This is a genomic window from Micromonospora sp. NBC_00821 (assembly GCF_036347035.1).
GTDB lineage: Bacteria > Actinomycetota > Actinomycetes > Mycobacteriales > Micromonosporaceae > Micromonospora > Micromonospora hortensis.
The window spans coordinates 6,560,119-6,575,705 of sequence record NZ_CP108880.1 but is presented as its reverse complement, the minus strand read 5'-3'; the positions used below and the strand labels follow the sequence as shown (position 1 = coordinate 6,575,705).

The 15,587-nt window shown below is 70.7% G+C and carries 12 protein-coding genes; 8 read left to right on the top strand and 4 right to left on the bottom strand.

Translation table 11 applies throughout. From position 1 onward, the window contains the following. Window positions 1-75: 75 nt before the first annotated feature. Complete coding sequence (locus OHB44_RS30135; RefSeq protein ID WP_238687776.1) at window positions 76-495, bottom strand: DUF5319 domain-containing protein; 420 nt, start codon at window positions 493-495, stop codon at window positions 76-78. Window positions 496-680: 185 nt separating this feature from the next. Here OHB44_RS30135 and guaB point away from each other — a divergent pair, with 185 nt between their 5' ends. Together guaB and OHB44_RS30125 are read left to right on the top strand one after the other, a co-directional pair. Then, window positions 681-2,243, top strand: coding sequence for an IMP dehydrogenase (guaB, locus tag OHB44_RS30130; RefSeq protein ID WP_238687775.1), 1,563 nt, complete (start codon window positions 681-683; stop codon window positions 2,241-2,243). 30 nt (window positions 2,244-2,273) lie between these two features. After that, the gene (locus tag OHB44_RS30125; protein ID WP_091406427.1) at window positions 2,274-3,392 is read left to right on the top strand and encodes a GuaB3 family IMP dehydrogenase-related protein; all 1,119 of its coding nucleotides are present in this window, start codon (window positions 2,274-2,276) and stop codon (window positions 3,390-3,392) included. A gap of 71 nt (window positions 3,393-3,463) precedes the next feature. On the opposite strand, the gene OHB44_RS30120 is transcribed toward OHB44_RS30125, so the two are convergent. Further along, complete coding sequence (locus OHB44_RS30120) at window positions 3,464-4,579, bottom strand: sugar phosphate isomerase/epimerase family protein (protein ID WP_238687774.1); 1,116 nt, start codon at window positions 4,577-4,579, stop codon at window positions 3,464-3,466. A 202-nt stretch (window positions 4,580-4,781) separates the two neighbouring features. Between OHB44_RS30120 and OHB44_RS30115 the strand changes: the two genes are divergently transcribed. Both OHB44_RS30115 and OHB44_RS30110 read left to right on the top strand, forming a co-directional pair. Further along, window positions 4,782-6,185 (top strand): M1 family metallopeptidase, encoded by a 1,404-nt coding sequence (locus OHB44_RS30115; protein WP_238687773.1) that lies wholly within the window; start codon window positions 4,782-4,784, stop codon window positions 6,183-6,185. 110 nt (window positions 6,186-6,295) lie between these two features. Beyond that, window positions 6,296-7,753, top strand: a complete 1,458-nt coding sequence (locus tag OHB44_RS30110; protein ID WP_330438957.1) for a M1 family metallopeptidase — start codon at window positions 6,296-6,298, stop codon at window positions 7,751-7,753. Window positions 7,754-7,861: 108 nt separating this feature from the next. Here the strand turns inward: OHB44_RS30110 and OHB44_RS30105 are convergent, their stop codons facing one another. Next, window positions 7,862-8,980 (bottom strand): LCP family protein, encoded by a 1,119-nt coding sequence (locus tag OHB44_RS30105; protein WP_238687771.1) that lies wholly within the window; start codon window positions 8,978-8,980, stop codon window positions 7,862-7,864. A 145-nt stretch (window positions 8,981-9,125) separates the two neighbouring features. Between OHB44_RS30105 and OHB44_RS30100 the strand changes: the two genes are divergently transcribed. Together OHB44_RS30100 and guaA are read left to right on the top strand one after the other, a co-directional pair. Beyond that, window positions 9,126-10,823, top strand: coding sequence for a GMC family oxidoreductase (locus OHB44_RS30100; RefSeq protein ID WP_330438956.1), 1,698 nt, complete (start codon window positions 9,126-9,128; stop codon window positions 10,821-10,823). Between the two features lie 143 nt (window positions 10,824-10,966). Next, a complete protein-coding gene (gene guaA, locus OHB44_RS30095; protein WP_330438955.1) occupies window positions 10,967-12,523 on the top strand; it encodes a glutamine-hydrolyzing GMP synthase in 1,557 nt (518 codons plus the stop codon). Window positions 12,524-12,530: 7 nt separating this feature from the next. Here guaA and OHB44_RS30090 read toward each other — a convergent pair whose 3' ends face one another. After that, a complete protein-coding gene (locus OHB44_RS30090) occupies window positions 12,531-12,899 on the bottom strand; it encodes a PspC domain-containing protein (RefSeq protein WP_238687768.1) in 369 nt (122 codons plus the stop codon). Window positions 12,900-13,042: 143 nt separating this feature from the next. Between OHB44_RS30090 and OHB44_RS30085 the strand changes: the two genes are divergently transcribed. Together OHB44_RS30085 and OHB44_RS30080 are read left to right on the top strand one after the other, a co-directional pair. Beyond that, window positions 13,043-13,993, top strand: a complete 951-nt coding sequence (locus OHB44_RS30085; protein WP_330438954.1) for an NUDIX hydrolase — start codon at window positions 13,043-13,045, stop codon at window positions 13,991-13,993. 585 nt (window positions 13,994-14,578) lie between these two features. After that, window positions 14,579-15,571 (top strand): NUDIX hydrolase, encoded by a 993-nt coding sequence (locus OHB44_RS30080; protein WP_330441296.1) that lies wholly within the window; start codon window positions 14,579-14,581, stop codon window positions 15,569-15,571. The last annotated feature ends 16 nt before the right edge of the window (window positions 15,572-15,587 follow it).

Here is a 15,587-nt window from a genome sequence, read left to right as displayed (position 1 = left end):
CGGCAGCCCGGGTCCGCCAGGCGACTGCGGGGCATCCGTGACGGGCGGCAGCCGGGTGCCCGCCGCGCGGCGGTGTCACTTGGTGGCGGTCGGGCCGCCCGGCTCGTCCTCGGTGCCCTCGGACAGGGTGTCGTGCACCCCGTCCGCGTACCCCCGGGCGTAGTCCCAGGTCACGTAGTGGTCCGGGTCCGGGTCGTAGGCGGGTTCGTGCACCCGGGGCCGGCCCGAGTTGAGCAGGTGCCGCAGGTTGCCGCGGAGCAGGTCCCAGTCGAAGTAGTGCGGCTCGCGACAGTCCTCGCATTCGATCACCAGCCCGCGGACCCCGATCGGGGCCAGCAGAGCCTGGTAGATCTCCAGGTCAGCGAGGTCTTCCAGCACATCCTGCCGCTCGACGTCGGTCAGCGGATCCGGCGTCGCGTCATCGCCCGGGTCATCCAGACCCGCTGTCGGATCGGCCGGGTCGCCATTGAACGGGTCGATGGGCTCGTCGTGCACCCCCTCACCGTAGACCCAACGCGGCGCGAACGTCCGCCCCCCGGCCTCCGCGCGGCCCGGCCTGCCACGGACGGGGCGCCCAGCTCACTGGGTACGATGAGGCGACGTGCCGGCATCGTGGCGCGCTCCGGTGCCCGCCCGCGCCACCTCGCTGAAGCCCATCCGAGCAGCTCAGGGGAGCAATCGTGGAAAATTCGCCCAGCACCGATCTTCCGGCCGGCGTCGAGCACGCCGACCTGGGCGGCCACCTGCCCGAGCTGCCGGCCGGCTCCGCCCGGGTGGTTCCGCTCGGCCTCACCTTCGACGACGTGCTGCTTCAGCCGGGCGAGTCGGACGTGGTGCCCAGCCGGGTCAACACCCGGACGAAGCTCACCCGCAACATCGAGTTGTCCATTCCGCTGCTGTCCAGCGCGATGGACACGGTGACCGAGGCCCGGATGGCGATCGCCATGGCCCGCCAGGGCGGCATCGGTGTGTTGCACCGCAACCTCTCCCTGGAGGACCAGGCCCTCCAGGTCGACCTGGTGAAGCGCTCCGAGTCCGGCATGATCACCAACCCGGTGACCGCCAGCCCGGACGACACGCTGCGCGAGGTCGACGAGCTGTGCGGGCGTTACCGCATCTCCGGCGTTCCGGTGGTGGACCGCGACGGCCAGCTGGTCGGCATCGTCACCAACCGGGACATGCGTTTCGTCTCCGAGCCGAACACTCCGGTTCGGGAGATCATGACCCACACCCCGCTGGTCACCGCGCGGGTCGGGGTGAGCAAGGACGACGCCCTGGCGCTGCTGCGTCAGCACAAGGTCGAGAAGCTGCCGATCGTCGACGACTCGGGCCGCCTGCGTGGCCTGATCACCGTCAAGGACTTCACCAAGAGCGAGCAGTACCCGGACGCCAGCAAGGACGACGCCGGCCGGCTGCGGGTCGCCGCCGCCATCGGTGTGGGCGAGGACGCGTACAAGCGGGCCCGTGCCCTGGTCGACGCGGGCGTCGACGTGCTGATCGTGGACACCGCACACGGCCACCAGCGGGCCGTGCTGGACATGGTCCGCCGGCTCAAGGCCGACGTGGCGGTCGACATCATGGGCGGCAACGTGGCCACGTACGCCGGCGCGAAGGCGCTCGTCGACGCTGGCGCCGACGGTGTCAAGGTGGGCGTGGGGCCGGGCGCGATCTGCACCACGCGGATCGTCGCCGGGGTCGGCGTGCCGCAGGTGACCGCGATCATGGAGGCGGCCCGGGCCGCCCGCCCGGCCGGCGTGCCGGTGATCGGCGACGGTGGCATCCAATACTCCGGCGACATCGCCAAGGCCCTGGTGGCCGGCGCCGACACGGTGATGCTCGGCAGCCTGCTGGCCGGCTGCGAGGAGAGCCCCGGCGAGCTGATCTTCGTCAACGGCAAGCAGTTCAAGACGTACCGCGGGATGGGGTCGCTCGGCGCGATGCAGTCCCGGGGTCAGGCCAAGTCGTACAGCAAGGACCGTTACTTCCAGCAGGACGTGCTCAGCGACGACAAGCTGGTCCCCGAGGGCGTGGAGGGTCAGGTGCCCTACCGGGGGCCGCTGTCCCGGGTCGCCCACCAGCTGGTCGGCGGGCTGCGGCTGGCCATGGGGTACGCCGGTGCGGAGAACATCCCCGATCTGCACCGCCGGGGCCAGCTCATCCGGATCACCGCGGCTGGTTTGAAGGAGAGCCACCCGCACGACATCCAGATGACCGTCGAGGCGCCCAACTACCACACCCGCTGACCCAACACCCCCAACCACCTGGAGTCCCCCATGCGTGACGTGGTCGAGATCGGGCTGGGCAAGACCGCGCAGCGCGGCTACCACCTGGACGACATCGCCATCGTGCCGAGCCGCCGTACCCGGGACGTCGACGACGTCTCGACGTCGTGGCAGCTCGACGCGTACCCGTTCGGCATTCCGTGCGTCGGCCACCCCTCCGACGCCACCATGAGCCCGGCCTCGGCGGTACGGCTCGGTCAGCTCGGCGGCCTCGGCGTGCTCAACGTCGAGGGGCTCTGGACCCGCTACGAGAACCCGACCAAGGTGCTGGACGAGCTGGCCGGCCTCGACGAGGAGGCCCGCGCCACCAAGCGGCTCCAGGAGGTGTACGCGGAGCCGATCCGTCCGGACCTGATCGCGGAGCGGGTCCGCGAGCTGCGCGCCGGCGGCGGCACTGTGGCGGTGCGGGTCTCTCCGCAGCACACCCTCGCGCTGGCGCCGGTGATCCTGGACGCCGGGGTGGACATCCTGGTCATCCAGGGCACCATCGTCTCGGCCGAGCACGTGTCGACCACCGACGAGCCGCTGAACCTCAAGGAGTTCATCGCCGACCTCGACCTGCCGGTGATCGTCGGTGGCTGCACCGACTACAAGACGGCGCTGCACCTGATGCGTACCGGCGCGGCTGGCGTGATCGTGGGCATCGGGGGCGACGAGTGGTCGACCACCGAGTCGGTGCTGGGCATCCGGGTGCCGATGGCCACCGCGATCGCCGATGCCGCGGCGGCCCGCCGTGACTACCTGGACGAGACCGGCGGCCGGTACGTGCACCTGATCGCCGACGGTGACATCCAGACCTCGGGCGACATCGCCAAGGCGCTCGGCTGCGGCGCGGACGCGGTGATGCTCGGTGAGCCGCTGTCGCTCTGCGACGAGGCTCCCGCCGGTGGCGCCTGGTGGCACTCGGCGGCGAGTCACCCGTCGCTGCCCCGGGGTGCCTTCGAGGTTTCCGGTGAGCCGCTCGGGTCGATGGAGCAGCTGCTCTTCGGGCCGGCGGACGAGGCCGACGGCCAGCTCAACCTGTTCGGTGGGCTGCGTCGGGCGATGGCCAAGTGCGGTTACCGCGACCTGAAGGAGTTCCAGAAGGTCGGTCTGGTCCTCGACCGCTGACCGAGCCGTCAGACGCCGGAAGGCCGGCCCCGCCTGGTGCGGGGCCGGCCTTCGTCGCGTTCAGCGCGGAGTCACTTCTCCACGTAGATGCTCAGGTCGGACATGTTCTGGTAGCTGGTCGCCGCGAAGTCGAGCGACTGGCCCTTGTTGTCCGCACCGCCGGGGGCGGTGTCCATCTCCCAGTTGGCGTGGTGGAAGTTGCGCTCGCCGATGGTCTGGAAGAACTGCTGGAAGTTGAGGTCGCCGTCGCCCAGCGGGGTCATCTGGTACCCGTTGGGCACGCTGGTGTCCCGGTCGCCGTCCTTGGCGTGGAAGAGCGGGAACCGGGTGGTCCGGTCGGCCACGGTGAGGATCGGGTCGAACAGGTCGGTCACCTCCTGGCCGGCCGGGTTGACGTACTTCTGGTGCTTGTAACGGGCCACGTAGGCCCAGTAGATGTCCAGCTCGAAGAAGACGTACCGCGGGTCGGTGATCTCGAAGAAGTACTCCAACCGGCGGATGCCGGAGGACCGGGTCTGCCGGCCCTGCGCGTCGCGCGGGCCCCGGTCGATGAGGAAGTTGTACGCGGCGTCGTGGTTGTGGGTGTAGAGCCGCATGCCCCGGGCCTTGGCCTGCCGGCCCAGCTCGTTCCAGATGTCGGCGGCGGCGTCCCACTCGGCCTTGTACGCGCTGCTGGTCGGGTCGCTGCCGGTGCCGATGTTCTTCATGCCGAGTTCCTCGGCGATGTCCAGCTGTTGCTGGAAGGTGGCCGGCTGGATGGAGGCGTGGGTGCCGTTGGCCACCAGTCCGTTGTCGTCGAGGATCTTGCGGATCTCGGCGGGGGTGATCTGCCGGCCCAGGATCTCGGTGCTCTGGGTGTAGCCGGCGAACTCGATCTCCTTGTAACCGATCTCGGCGAGTCGGGCGAGGACGCGCTCGAAGCCGTACGGCACCCCGCTGTCGTCGGGCGCGGCGGTGATCCGGTCGCGGACGCTGTAGAGGATGATGCCGCGGTTCCTGGCCGGGATCAGCGGCTCCACCCGCAGCTTGCTCGCGTTGCCGGGGTTGGCGAGCGCGGGGGTGCCGGTGGCGAGGACGGGTAGGCCGGCCGCGCCGATGGCGGCGGCGGCGCCGGCGGAGGCGGCGAGCAGGGATCGGCGGCTGAGCCGGCCGGTGGGGGTGGCGTCGGGGGCGGTGTGGTCTGACATGGTTCCACCTTTCGCGACGGTGGTCGGAGATCGACACTAACGTCGGTCTAAGTCGAAAGAAAGGTTCGATCGACGGCAGCTTTTGTTCGATTCGACGAAAGTCACTGATGATCGTCGATACCGGCCGCGCGGCCCGCGATGCTGACTACGCTCGTCCTGACCGCAACGCCGCAGGAGGCCGGGTGCCGCAGGAGGGGTGGGCATGGTCCTGACCGGACGGAGACGGCGACTCGCCGCGCTGACCTGCGCGATCGGGCTGGCCGCCACCGGTTGCACCGGTGACGACAGCGACGGCTTCCGGCCCGGTGCCGCCGACGTCGGCGACCCGTACGTGCCGGGGCACGGCAACGGCGGTTACGACGTCGGGCACTACGGCCTCGACGTCCGCTACGACCCGTCGACCGACCGGCTGACCGGTCGAGCCGTCATCACGGCCACCACCACCCAGGACCTGTCCCGGTTCAACCTGGACCTGGTCGGCCTGGAGGTCCGCGCGGTCAGCGTGGATGACGCGGCGGCCGAGCACCGACGCGGCGACGGCGAGTTGGTGGTGACGCCCCGCGACGGACTGCCGCGCGGCCGGCAGTTCACTGTGACCGTCGAGTACGCGGGCGTCCCCACTGCCGTCGACGACGGGACGTTGGGCAGCGGCGGTTTCCTGCACACCGCCGACGGCGCGGTGGCGCTCGGCCAACCCGACTCGGCAGCCACCTGGTTCCCGGTCAACGACCACCCGTCGGACAAGGCCACCTACGACCTGGCGGTGACCGTCCCGGACGGCCTGGCCGCGCTGAGCAACGGCGTGCCCGGGCCGAAGAGCACCGCCGACGGCTGGACCACCTGGCGCTGGTCGGAGCGCGCCCCGATGGCCAGTTACCTGAGCACGCTCGTGATCGGTGACTACCGGGTGGTGACCGGCACGCACGCCGGCCGGCCGATGGTCACTGCGGTGGCCGCGAGCCTGCCGGCGACCGGCGGCGCGGCCACCTCGCTGGCCCGCACCGGCGCGATCGTCGACTTCCTGGCCAGCCGCTTCGGCCCGTACCCGTTCGACTCGTACGGGGGGATCGTGATCGCCGACGACCGGATCGGGTACGCGCTGGAGACCCAGTCCCGGCCGGTCTACGGGCCTGGCTTCTTCGCTGACGACCGGCCGAACCCGAGCGTCGTCGCGCACGAACTGGCTCACCAGTGGTTCGGCGACAGCGTGTCGCTGACCAGGTGGAGCGACATGTGGCTCAACGAGGGGTTCGCCAGCTACGCCGAGTGGCTGTGGGAGGAGCACGACGGCGGCCGGACCGCCCAGCGCACCTTCGAGATCCAGTACGCGGCAACCGACTGGACGCAGCCGTCGGTCGAGCCGGGCCGGGAGCAGATGTTCGGCTCGGCCGTCTACAAGCGCGGGGCGCTGGCCGTGCACGCGTTGCGCCGGACCGTCGGTGACGACCTCTTCTTCCGCATCCTGCGTACCTGGACCAGCGAGCGGGCGGCGGGCAACGCGACCACAGCGGACCTCGTCGCGCTGGCCGAGCGGGTCGCCGGGCGGCAACTGCGTCCGCTCTTCGACGCCTGGTTGGTGGGTGGGTCGGCCCCCACACTGCCGTGACCCGGCGCCGCTGACCGGTCGATATGCTGCCGCCTGCGAACGGCGGGTAGGCGCCCGTTCGCGCGGGATGGCGGAGGCCGGGACCGGCCACCGTGCGGAGAGGGTGTGGGATGCGCGGGACGCGGCACAGACTGCGAGTGGCTGCCGGCCTGCTGGTGACCGGTGCGCTCACACTGTCCGGATGCGACTCGGCGGGCCCGGAGGCGGCGCCACCACCGAGCGCGTCCCCCACGCCGACGCGGACGTTCACAGCGGGTGCCGACGGGGTCGGCGACACCTACTTCCCGACCTACGGCAACGGCGGCTACGACGTCGGGCGCTACACGGTGAAGGTGCGCTACGACCCGGCCAAGGACCAGTTGACGGGTACGACAACAGTGCGGGCCACCGCGACCGCCGACCTGTCGACGTTCAACCTCGACCTGGCCGGCCTGACCGTCAGCGCGGTCACTGTGGACGGCGTACCGGCGACCCACAGCCGCAAGCGGAACGAGTTGGTGATCAAGCCGGCTTCCGGCCTCATCAACGGCAACGGGTTCGTCACCGAGATCACCTACGCGGGCAAGCCGAAGCCGCTGAAGAACGAGACGCTCGGTGACGGTGGCTTCCTGCACACCGCCGACGGTGCCATCGCCCTGGGTCAACCCGAGTCGGCCAGCACCTGGTTCCCGGTCAACGACCACCCGTCGGACAAGGCGGCCTACGACTTCGAGGTCACCGTTCCGGACGGCCTGACCGCGATCAGCAACGGCGTTCCCGGCGGGAAGACCAGCACTGGCGGCTGGACCACCTGGAAGTGGTCGGAGAAGTCGCCGATGGCCAGCTATCTGAGCACGCTGGTGATCGGCAAGTTCCGGATCACCACAGGCGAGCACAAGGGCCGCCCGGTCTACAACGCGGTCACCACCACCGAGGCCAAGGGCAACGCGGACGCGTCGATCGCGCAGACCGTAGCCGTGGCCGACTACCTGGAGAGTGTGTTCGGGCCGTACCCGTTCGACGCGTACGGCGGGGTGGTGATCTCCGACAGCCGGATCTCCTACGCCCTGGAGACGCAGAGCCGACCGGTGTACGCGGCGAGCTTCTTCCGGCAGGGCGAGAACACCGAGGTCGTCGCGCACGAGTTGGCCCACCAGTGGTTCGGCGACAGCGTCGCGTTGGCCAAGTGGGAGGACATCTGGCTCAACGAGGGCTTCGCGACGTACGCGGAGTGGCTCTGGGCCGAGCACACCAGGGCGTACACCGCCAAGGAGGCGTTCGGCAGCCGGTACGCCAGCATGTCCGCGCAGGTGTGGCAGACACCGCCGGGCAAGCCGGGCGTGGAGAAGCTGTTCAGCGAGTCGGTCTACCAGCGCGGCGGGATGACCCTGCACGCCCTGCGGGTGGCCGTCGGCGACAAGGTGTTCTTCGAGATCGTCAAGACCTGGGCGGCGGAGAAGCGCGACGGCGTCGCCACCACTGCCGAGTTCGTGGCGGTGGCCGAGCGGATCTCCGGTAAGCAGCTCGACTCGATCTTCGACGCCTGGCTCTACGGCACCAAGAAGCCGGCCCTGCCCAAGCGGCTCTGACCCCTCCCGGTTCCCCGCGATCTTGCAGTTGCTGTCGTCGCGAAACGGGGCAAAGTCGCGTGAAACGGGGACCGAAAGTGCAAGATCGCGGGGGTGGGGAGGGCTAGTTCAGTTCTTGACGACCAGTTTGGGGTGGGCGGCCAGGTAGGCGTCGGCGCGGCCGGCGCGGAGTTCGGTGAGGAACTTCCGGCCCTCGGTGGTCAGCTGTTCACCCCGGTAGGCACTGCCCTTGCCGACGCCGGAACCGGGCAGCCCGACCAGCGTGAAACGGTTCTCCGGCAGGCCACTGAGGGCGTACGCGATGTCCACGATCCGACGCCCGCCCACGTAGACCAGCGTGTCGCCCAGCGCGGAGACCACCTGGTCGACGCGCTCGGGTTGCCGGGCCAGACCCTCGTCCAGGATCTTGCGGGTCATCGCCCGGATCAGCTGCTGCTGGTGGCGCTGCCGGGCGTAGTCACCGCCGGTGATGTAGCGCTGCCGCGAGTAGTCCAGCGCCTGCCAGCCGTTGAGGTGCTGCTCGCCCTTCTCGTAGACCTGCTGCGGCCCCTTGTAGCCGCCCGGCGCGCTCTCCCGATACTTGCCGTCCGGTCGGCGGTGCAGCGACTCGACCCGCTGGTCGACGTAGATGTCCACCCCACCCAGGGCGTCGACCAGCCGATCGAACCCGTTGAAGGTGAGCACCGCGCCCGCGTCGATGCGCAGCCCGGTGTAACCGCTGACAGTGCTGCGCAGCAGCTCGTACCCCTGGGCGGTGCTGGGTTGTTTGGGTTTGCCCGGAACCCGACTGCCGAAGCTCATCGCGTGCGTGAGTTTGGTCTTGCCGCCCTTGTAGCCGGCTTTCGGGAACGCCGGGATGTCCACCACCAGGTCGCGGGGGAGCGAGAAGAGGTACGCCCGATCCAACCCCTTGGGTACGTGCAGCACCAGCACGGCGTCCGAGTGCGGCTCCCACCCGGGCACGCTGACCCGGGTGTCCACACCGACCAGCAGCAGGTTGAGCGGGCCGGTGATGTCAGCGCCCGGCGGTGGGCCGCTGGGGCTCGGAGTCGGCGTGCCGACCGGCGACGGGGTCGGTGAGCCGGCCACCGGACCGCCGCCCGGCTTGTTGTCGCTGGTCAGCCGGGTGATCACCACAGTGCCGGCCGCGATCAGCGCGACGACGGCGAGGGCCGCCAACCCCAGCAGCAGCCACCGTCGGCGCGGCGCCATCGACCCGAGAACCATGTTGGATTCCTTCCACCCGTCTGGTGAACAACGCTCCGACGGGTGCTCCGGGTTGCGGCCGGAAGACGCCGGGTCGGTCGGCCGGAGCATGATCGCGCGAAAAGTGCCGCTGGCGCGAGCGCTACTCGCGAGTAATGATGCGTCCATGCGGTACGACGTGGTCGTCATCGGGTCCGGCTTCGGTGGCAGCGTCACCGCGCTCCGACTGGCCGAGAAGGGCTACTCGGTAGCGGTGCTGGAAGCCGGCCGCCGCTTCGCCGACGACGAGTTCCCGCAGACGTCCTGGCGGGTCCGCCGGTTCCTCTGGGCACCGAAGCTGGGCTGCTACGGCATCCAACGGCTCACCCTGCTCCGCCCGGCCGACAGACGATCCGGCGGCGGGGTGCTGGTGCTCTCCGGCGCGGGGGTGGGCGGCGGTTCGCTGGTCTACGCGAACACCCTCTACGAGCCCCTGCCGGCCTTCTACAGCGACCCGCAGTGGCGGGACATCACCGACTGGCGCGACGAGTTGGCCCACCACTACGACCAGGCGAAACGGATGCTCGGCGTCACCACGTACCCGGTGCACACCGGCGCGGACCGCGCCATGCGCGCGGTGGCCGAGCGGATGGGGGTGGGGCACACCTTCCACGCCACCCCGGTGGGCGTGCACATCGGCCGGCCCGGCCAGCGGGTCGCCGACCCGTACTTCGGCGGTGCCGGCCCGGAACGCACCGGCTGCCTGCACTGCGGCTCGTGCATGACCGGTTGCCGACATGGTGCGAAGAACACACTGGTGAAGAACTACCTGTGGCTCGCCGAACGGCTCGGGGTCACGGTCCGTCAGTTGACCACTGTGACCGCCGTCCGGCCCGCCGACGGCGGTGGGTACGAGGTGCACACCGAACGCACCGGCGCCTGGCTGCGCAAGAGGCGGCAGGTCATCCACGCCGACCAGGTGGTCTTCGCCGCCGGGGCGCTCGGCACCCAGCGACTGCTGCACGGGATGCGGGCCGACGGTGCGCTACCCGGGCTCTCGCCCCGCCTCGGCGAGCTGACCCGGACCAACTCGGAGGCCATCCTCGGCGCCTCGGTGCCACGCCAACGGGCCCGGTCCGAGCGGTTGGACTACACCGAGGGGGTGGCCATCACCAGCTCGTTCCACCCCGACCCGCAGACGCACATCGAGCCGGTCCGCTACGGGCGGGGCTCCAACGCGATGGGGTTGCTCCAGTCGCTGCTTGTCGACGGCGGCCCGCACCGGGTACGCCGCTGGCTGGGCAGCATCGTGCGGCAGCCCCGGTTGGCCGCACGGATGCTGTCGGTACGCGGCTGGTCGGAACGGACGGTGATCGCCCTGGTCATGCAGTCCGTTGACAACTCGCTGACCACCCGGTGGCGGCGTGGCCCGCTCGGTCGCAGGTTGGTCACCGGCCCGGGCCACGGCACGCCCAGCCCCACCTGGATCCCGGCCGGCAACACCGCCGCCCGAATGCTCGCCGACGAGATCGGTGGCACCCCCGGCGGCTCCCTCACCGAACCCTTCGACATCCCGATGACCGCGCACATCCTGGGTGGTGCGGTCATCGGCGCCACCCCGGCCGACGGGGTGATCGACCCCTGGCATCGGGTGTACGGGCACGTCGGGCTGCACGTGGTCGACGGCGCGGCGGTCTCGGCCAACCTGGGCGTGAACCCGTCGCTGACGATCACCGCACAGGCGGAACGAGCGATGTCCTTCTGGCCCAACAAGGGCGAGCCGGACCCCCGCCCGGCGCTCGGCGCCCCGTACCGCCGCCTGCCCGCCGTACCCCCAAGAAACCCGGCCGTCCCGCCGGACGCCCCGGGCGCGCTGCGACCCTGACCCCCGGCGATCTTGCAGTTTCGGTCGTCGTCTTGTGGCTTCTGCGTCTTTTGCCGGGACGGAAAGTGCAAGATCGCGGGGAGAGTGGGTTGTCGGCGAGCCGGTGCCGGGAAGGGTCGTGACTGTCGGTAGGCTTCGTGCACATGAGCCTGCCTCGCCCCGTCCTCGTGGTGGACTTCGGAGCCCAGTACGCCCAGCTCATCGCCCGCCGGGTCCGTGAGGCGAAGGTCTACTCCGAGATCGTGCCGCACTCGATGCCGATCGCCGAGATGCTGGCGAAGAACCCCGCCGCGATCATCCTCTCCGGTGGTCCGGCCAGCGTCTACGCGCCGGACGCGCCGCAGATCGACGCGGGCGTCTTCAGCGCCGACGTGCCGGTCTTCGGCATCTGCTACGGCTTCCAGGCGATGGCCCAGGCGCTCGGGGGCACTGTCACCAGGACCGGCAACCGTGAGTACGGCGGCACCCCGCTGCGTCCGCGGCTCCTCGACCCCGGTGTGCTGCTGCGTGACCTGCCGGCGGACCTGCCGGTCTGGATGAGCCACGGCGACTGCGTCACCGAGGCGCCCGAGGGCTTCACGGTGACCGCCGAGTCGGCGGGCGCGCCGGTCGCCGCCTTCGAGGACCTGGCCGGTCGCCGGGCCGGCGTGCAGTTCCACCCCGAGGTCGGGCACACCGCGCACGGCCAGGAGATGCTGACCCGCTTCCTCTACGACATCGCCGGCATCGAGCCGACCTGGACTCCCGAGAACATCATCGACGAGCAGGTCGCCCGGATCCGCGCCCAGATCGGCGACAAGGAGGTCATCTGCGGCCTCTCCGGCGGGGTGGACTCGGCGGTCGCCGCGGCGCTCGTGCACAAGGCGGTCGGTGACCAGCTCACCTGCGTCTTCGTCGATCACGGCCTGCTGCGCGCCGGCGAGGCCGAGCAGGTGGAGAAGGACTACGTCAGCGCCACCGGCATCAAGCTGAAGGTGGTCGACGCCACCGACCGGTTCCTCGGCGCGCTCGACGGCGTGATCGACCCGGAGCAGAAGCGCAAGATCATTGGTCGGGAGTTCATCCGGGTCTTCGAGGCCGCTGCCCGCGAGATCGCCGCACACGGCGACGTCGAGTTCCTCGTCCAGGGCACCCTCTACCCCGACGTGGTGGAGTCCGGCGGCGGCACCGGCACCGCCAACATCAAGAGCCACCACAACGTCGGCGGCCTTCCGGAGGACCTGAAGTTCGCGCTGGTCGAGCCGCTGCGCACCCTGTTCAAGGACGAGGTTCGGACGCTCGGCCTCCAACTGGGCCTGCCCGAGGCGATGGTCTGGCGGCACCCGTTCCCGGGCCCCGGCCTGGCCATCCGGATCATCGGCGCTGTCGACCAGGAACGCCTCGACCTGCTCCGCCAGGCCGACCTGATCGCCCGCGAGGAGCTGACCGCCGCCGGCCTCGACCGGGGTGTCTGGCAGTTCCCGGTGGTGCTGCTCGCCGACGTGCGCAGCGTCGGTGTGCAGGGAGACGGGCGCAGCTACGGGCACCCCGTGGTGCTGCGCCCGGTCTCCAGCGAGGACGCGATGACCGCCGACTGGTCCCGGCTGCCCTACGACGTGGTGGCCCGGATCTCCACCCGGATCACCAACGAGGTCGCCGAGGTCAACCGGGTGGTCCTGGACGTCACCAGCAAGCCGCCGGGCACCATCGAGTGGGAGTGAGCGCCGCTCAGGCCGCCGGCGGCGGGCTGGACGGGGTCGTCGGCGGGTAGGACGGCGTCGGGCCGTACCCCTGCGGTGGCCCGCCGGGCGCGGGCCCGGCGGTGGGCGGCGGGCCGTTCTGCGGCGCGACGCCCGAGGCGTGCGGCCAGGCCGGCGCGCCGGTGGGCTCCTCCGGCATCAGGAACCACATGATCGGGTACGCGAACAGCGCGAGCCCGCCGGTGAGCAGGCCGGTGACCGCGAAGATCACGCGGACCAGTGTGGGATCGACGGCGAAGTAGCGGCCGACGCCGCTGGCGACCCCGGCGACCATGCGGTCGGTGGTGGGTCGCCGAAGCTGCTTGTACGGGGCACGGGGAGCGGTGGTCGATGTCATACCCCCACGGTCCGCGCTGGTGCCCCGCCCGCCCTCGGTGACCGCCCGGATCCTTACCCTGACCAATCCCTGACCGGTGCCAGATAGTCAGGAATCCGACTCTTTTCCGTTCCGGTAACCCGGCGCGGGGAGAATTTGCTTCCGTGACCACCTTGCTCAAGCCGCTCCGCAGGATCGCGGCATACGCAGTTTGTGCTGATTCAAGCGGCCGAGTCTTGCTGGTCCGCGCATCCGAGCGCTCCGGCACCCCCGGCGCGTGGTCACTGCCCGGCGGGGCTGTCGACCACGGCGAGGACCCGAACCACACTGTCGTCCGCGAGACCGCCGCCGAAACCGGCCTCTCCGTCGCCGTCTCCGGCCTGGCCGACGTGCTCGCCGACATGCGGGCGCTCCCCGACCGCGGTATCACCATCCACACCGACCGGCTGATCTACCGGGTGGGCGTGCGCGGTGGCACCCTCGCCGACCGGGTGGGCGAGCGCCCCACCGACCTGGCCCGGTGGTACACCCTCGACGAGGCGCGCGAGCTGCCGCTGCGCTCGTTCACCGCACGCGCCCTCGGGCTGCCCGCCTCCTCGGCCGACGTGGTGCCCGACGAGGCACCCGAGTTCCCCTCCTTCTACGCCGTGCCCGGCCCCGACGGTCTGCACCGGGCCCAGCGCTTCGCCGCGTACGCGGTCTGCACCGACCCCGCCGGCCGAGTGCTGCTCACCCGCATCTCCGACGGCTATCCCGGCGCCGGCTGCTGGCACCTACCCGGCGGCGGCACCGACTACGGCGAACAGCCCGGCGCGGCACTCATCCGAGAGCTGATCGAGGAAACCGGCCAGGCCGGCCGCCTCGTCGAGTTGCTCGGCGTCGCCAGCCACCGTGACGCCGCCTCACTCGGCCCCGAGGGCTACCCGATCGACTGGCACGGCGTACGCGCCTTCTACCGGGTCGTCGTCGACCAGCCCAACCCATTGACCGTGACTGACGTGGGCGGTTCCACATGTGAGGCCCGCTGGTTCGGCCGCGATGAGTTGGGCGCCCTCCCCACCGACCGCCTCACCGAGGTGACCGCCGAAGCAGTCCAAGCCGCCCAACTCACCTGAGCGAGTTCCGGGGCGTCGCGCGTGGCATCACGCCCCACGCCCACGCCCCACGCGCGACGCCTCACGCACCACGCCCCACCCCGCCAAGATCGTGCTCGAACCAGGATGTAGTGGCGTCACCGACGCGCCGATGCCACTACACCCTGGATGTTGCGCGATCTTGAGCTCGGGGACACCCGCTGAGGGATCTCCTCGGACGTCCCGGGCAGTGGGTCCTCGGCGCCGCCCAGGGGTCGTCCGGCTTGGGTGTGTCGGTGGCTCCAGCCTGTGATCAACTCGGGTTTCCGTGAAGGCGCGCGGTATCTCGGGCGCGCTGGAATACCGCGCCTTCCTTGAACCCGAGTTGATCAGCGTTGGTCTCGACCTGCCGTGACGCGAATGGCCGCCACAATGAGGGTAAATGGGGTGGAGCGGGTCGGTCGCGAAGCAGGCTGAAGGGGTCGGTAAGAGGCTGATCGGTCGTCGTGAAGAGTCGGCTACCTCGGCCTGAACGCCCCGGCTCACCAGCTCCGCGGGTTTCCCGCGCGCTGTCTCGCATTGATCATGAAGTTATTGTCGGAACGCGAGATGGACGGCGACAACCTCATGATCAACAGACTGTGGGTGCGAAGCGGGGGGCGGGCAAAGGTGCAATTCACGCGTCGAGTCGGGGCTTATGGGCTTGTGCGGGACTCGGGTCGGGTCTTGGTGGTTCGGGACGGGGCCGAGGGCGAGTTTCCCGGGGCCTGGCGGTTGCCGGGCGGTGCCCTCGGACATGCCGAGGACCCGGAGCGCGCTGTGGTCCGCGAGGTCGCCGAGCAGGCCGGGCTGACGGTCGCGGTGACGCGACTACTCGCGGTGGTCGCCGATGTTGCCACCTTTCCGGAGAGCAAGGGCGCGCTGCACACCGACCGGCTGTTGTTCGAGCTCAGCACTCCCCACGGCGCATCGTCCGACGGTTCGGGGCCTGAGAGTGCCCGGCCCGGGGACGGGGTGCGGGGCGTCGGGGCTGAGCTGGTTGATCAAGCTTGCTGGCTTCCACTGGCGGAGGTGGCGCAGTTGCCGGTGACCCCGTTCACCGCCGAGGCGCTCGGCCTGCCGGTCACCCCACTGCCGCCGACGGCGCACCGGTCGCGGGACCCGTTCCCGCCGCAGCACCCCGACCGCCGGCTGCGCTTCGGGGCGTACGGGCTGGTCACCGACCCCGCTGGGCGAATCCTGCTCACTCAGATCGCGGAGGGCTACCCGGGGGCCGGTCTGTGGCATCTGCCCGGCGGTGGCACCGATCACGGCGAGCAGCCGGCCACCGGGTTGCTGCGGGAGCTGGTCGAGGAGGGCGGGCAGGTCGGCCGGGTCGTGGAGCTTCTCGGCGTCAACAACCTGCACAACCCCGCCGCGCTGGGCCCGGAGGGCCGTCCTCTGGACTGGCACGGCGTACGGGTGATCTATCGGGTGCTGGTGGACGTACCCACCGACGCGGTGGTCACCGAGTCCGCCGGAGGCTCGACGGCGCGGGCGGGGTGGTTCACCCGCGACGAGGCGACTGACCTGCCGTTGAGCGACATCGCCGTCGTGGCAATCGGACAGAGTGGCCGATAGCACCCCGCTCGGTGAG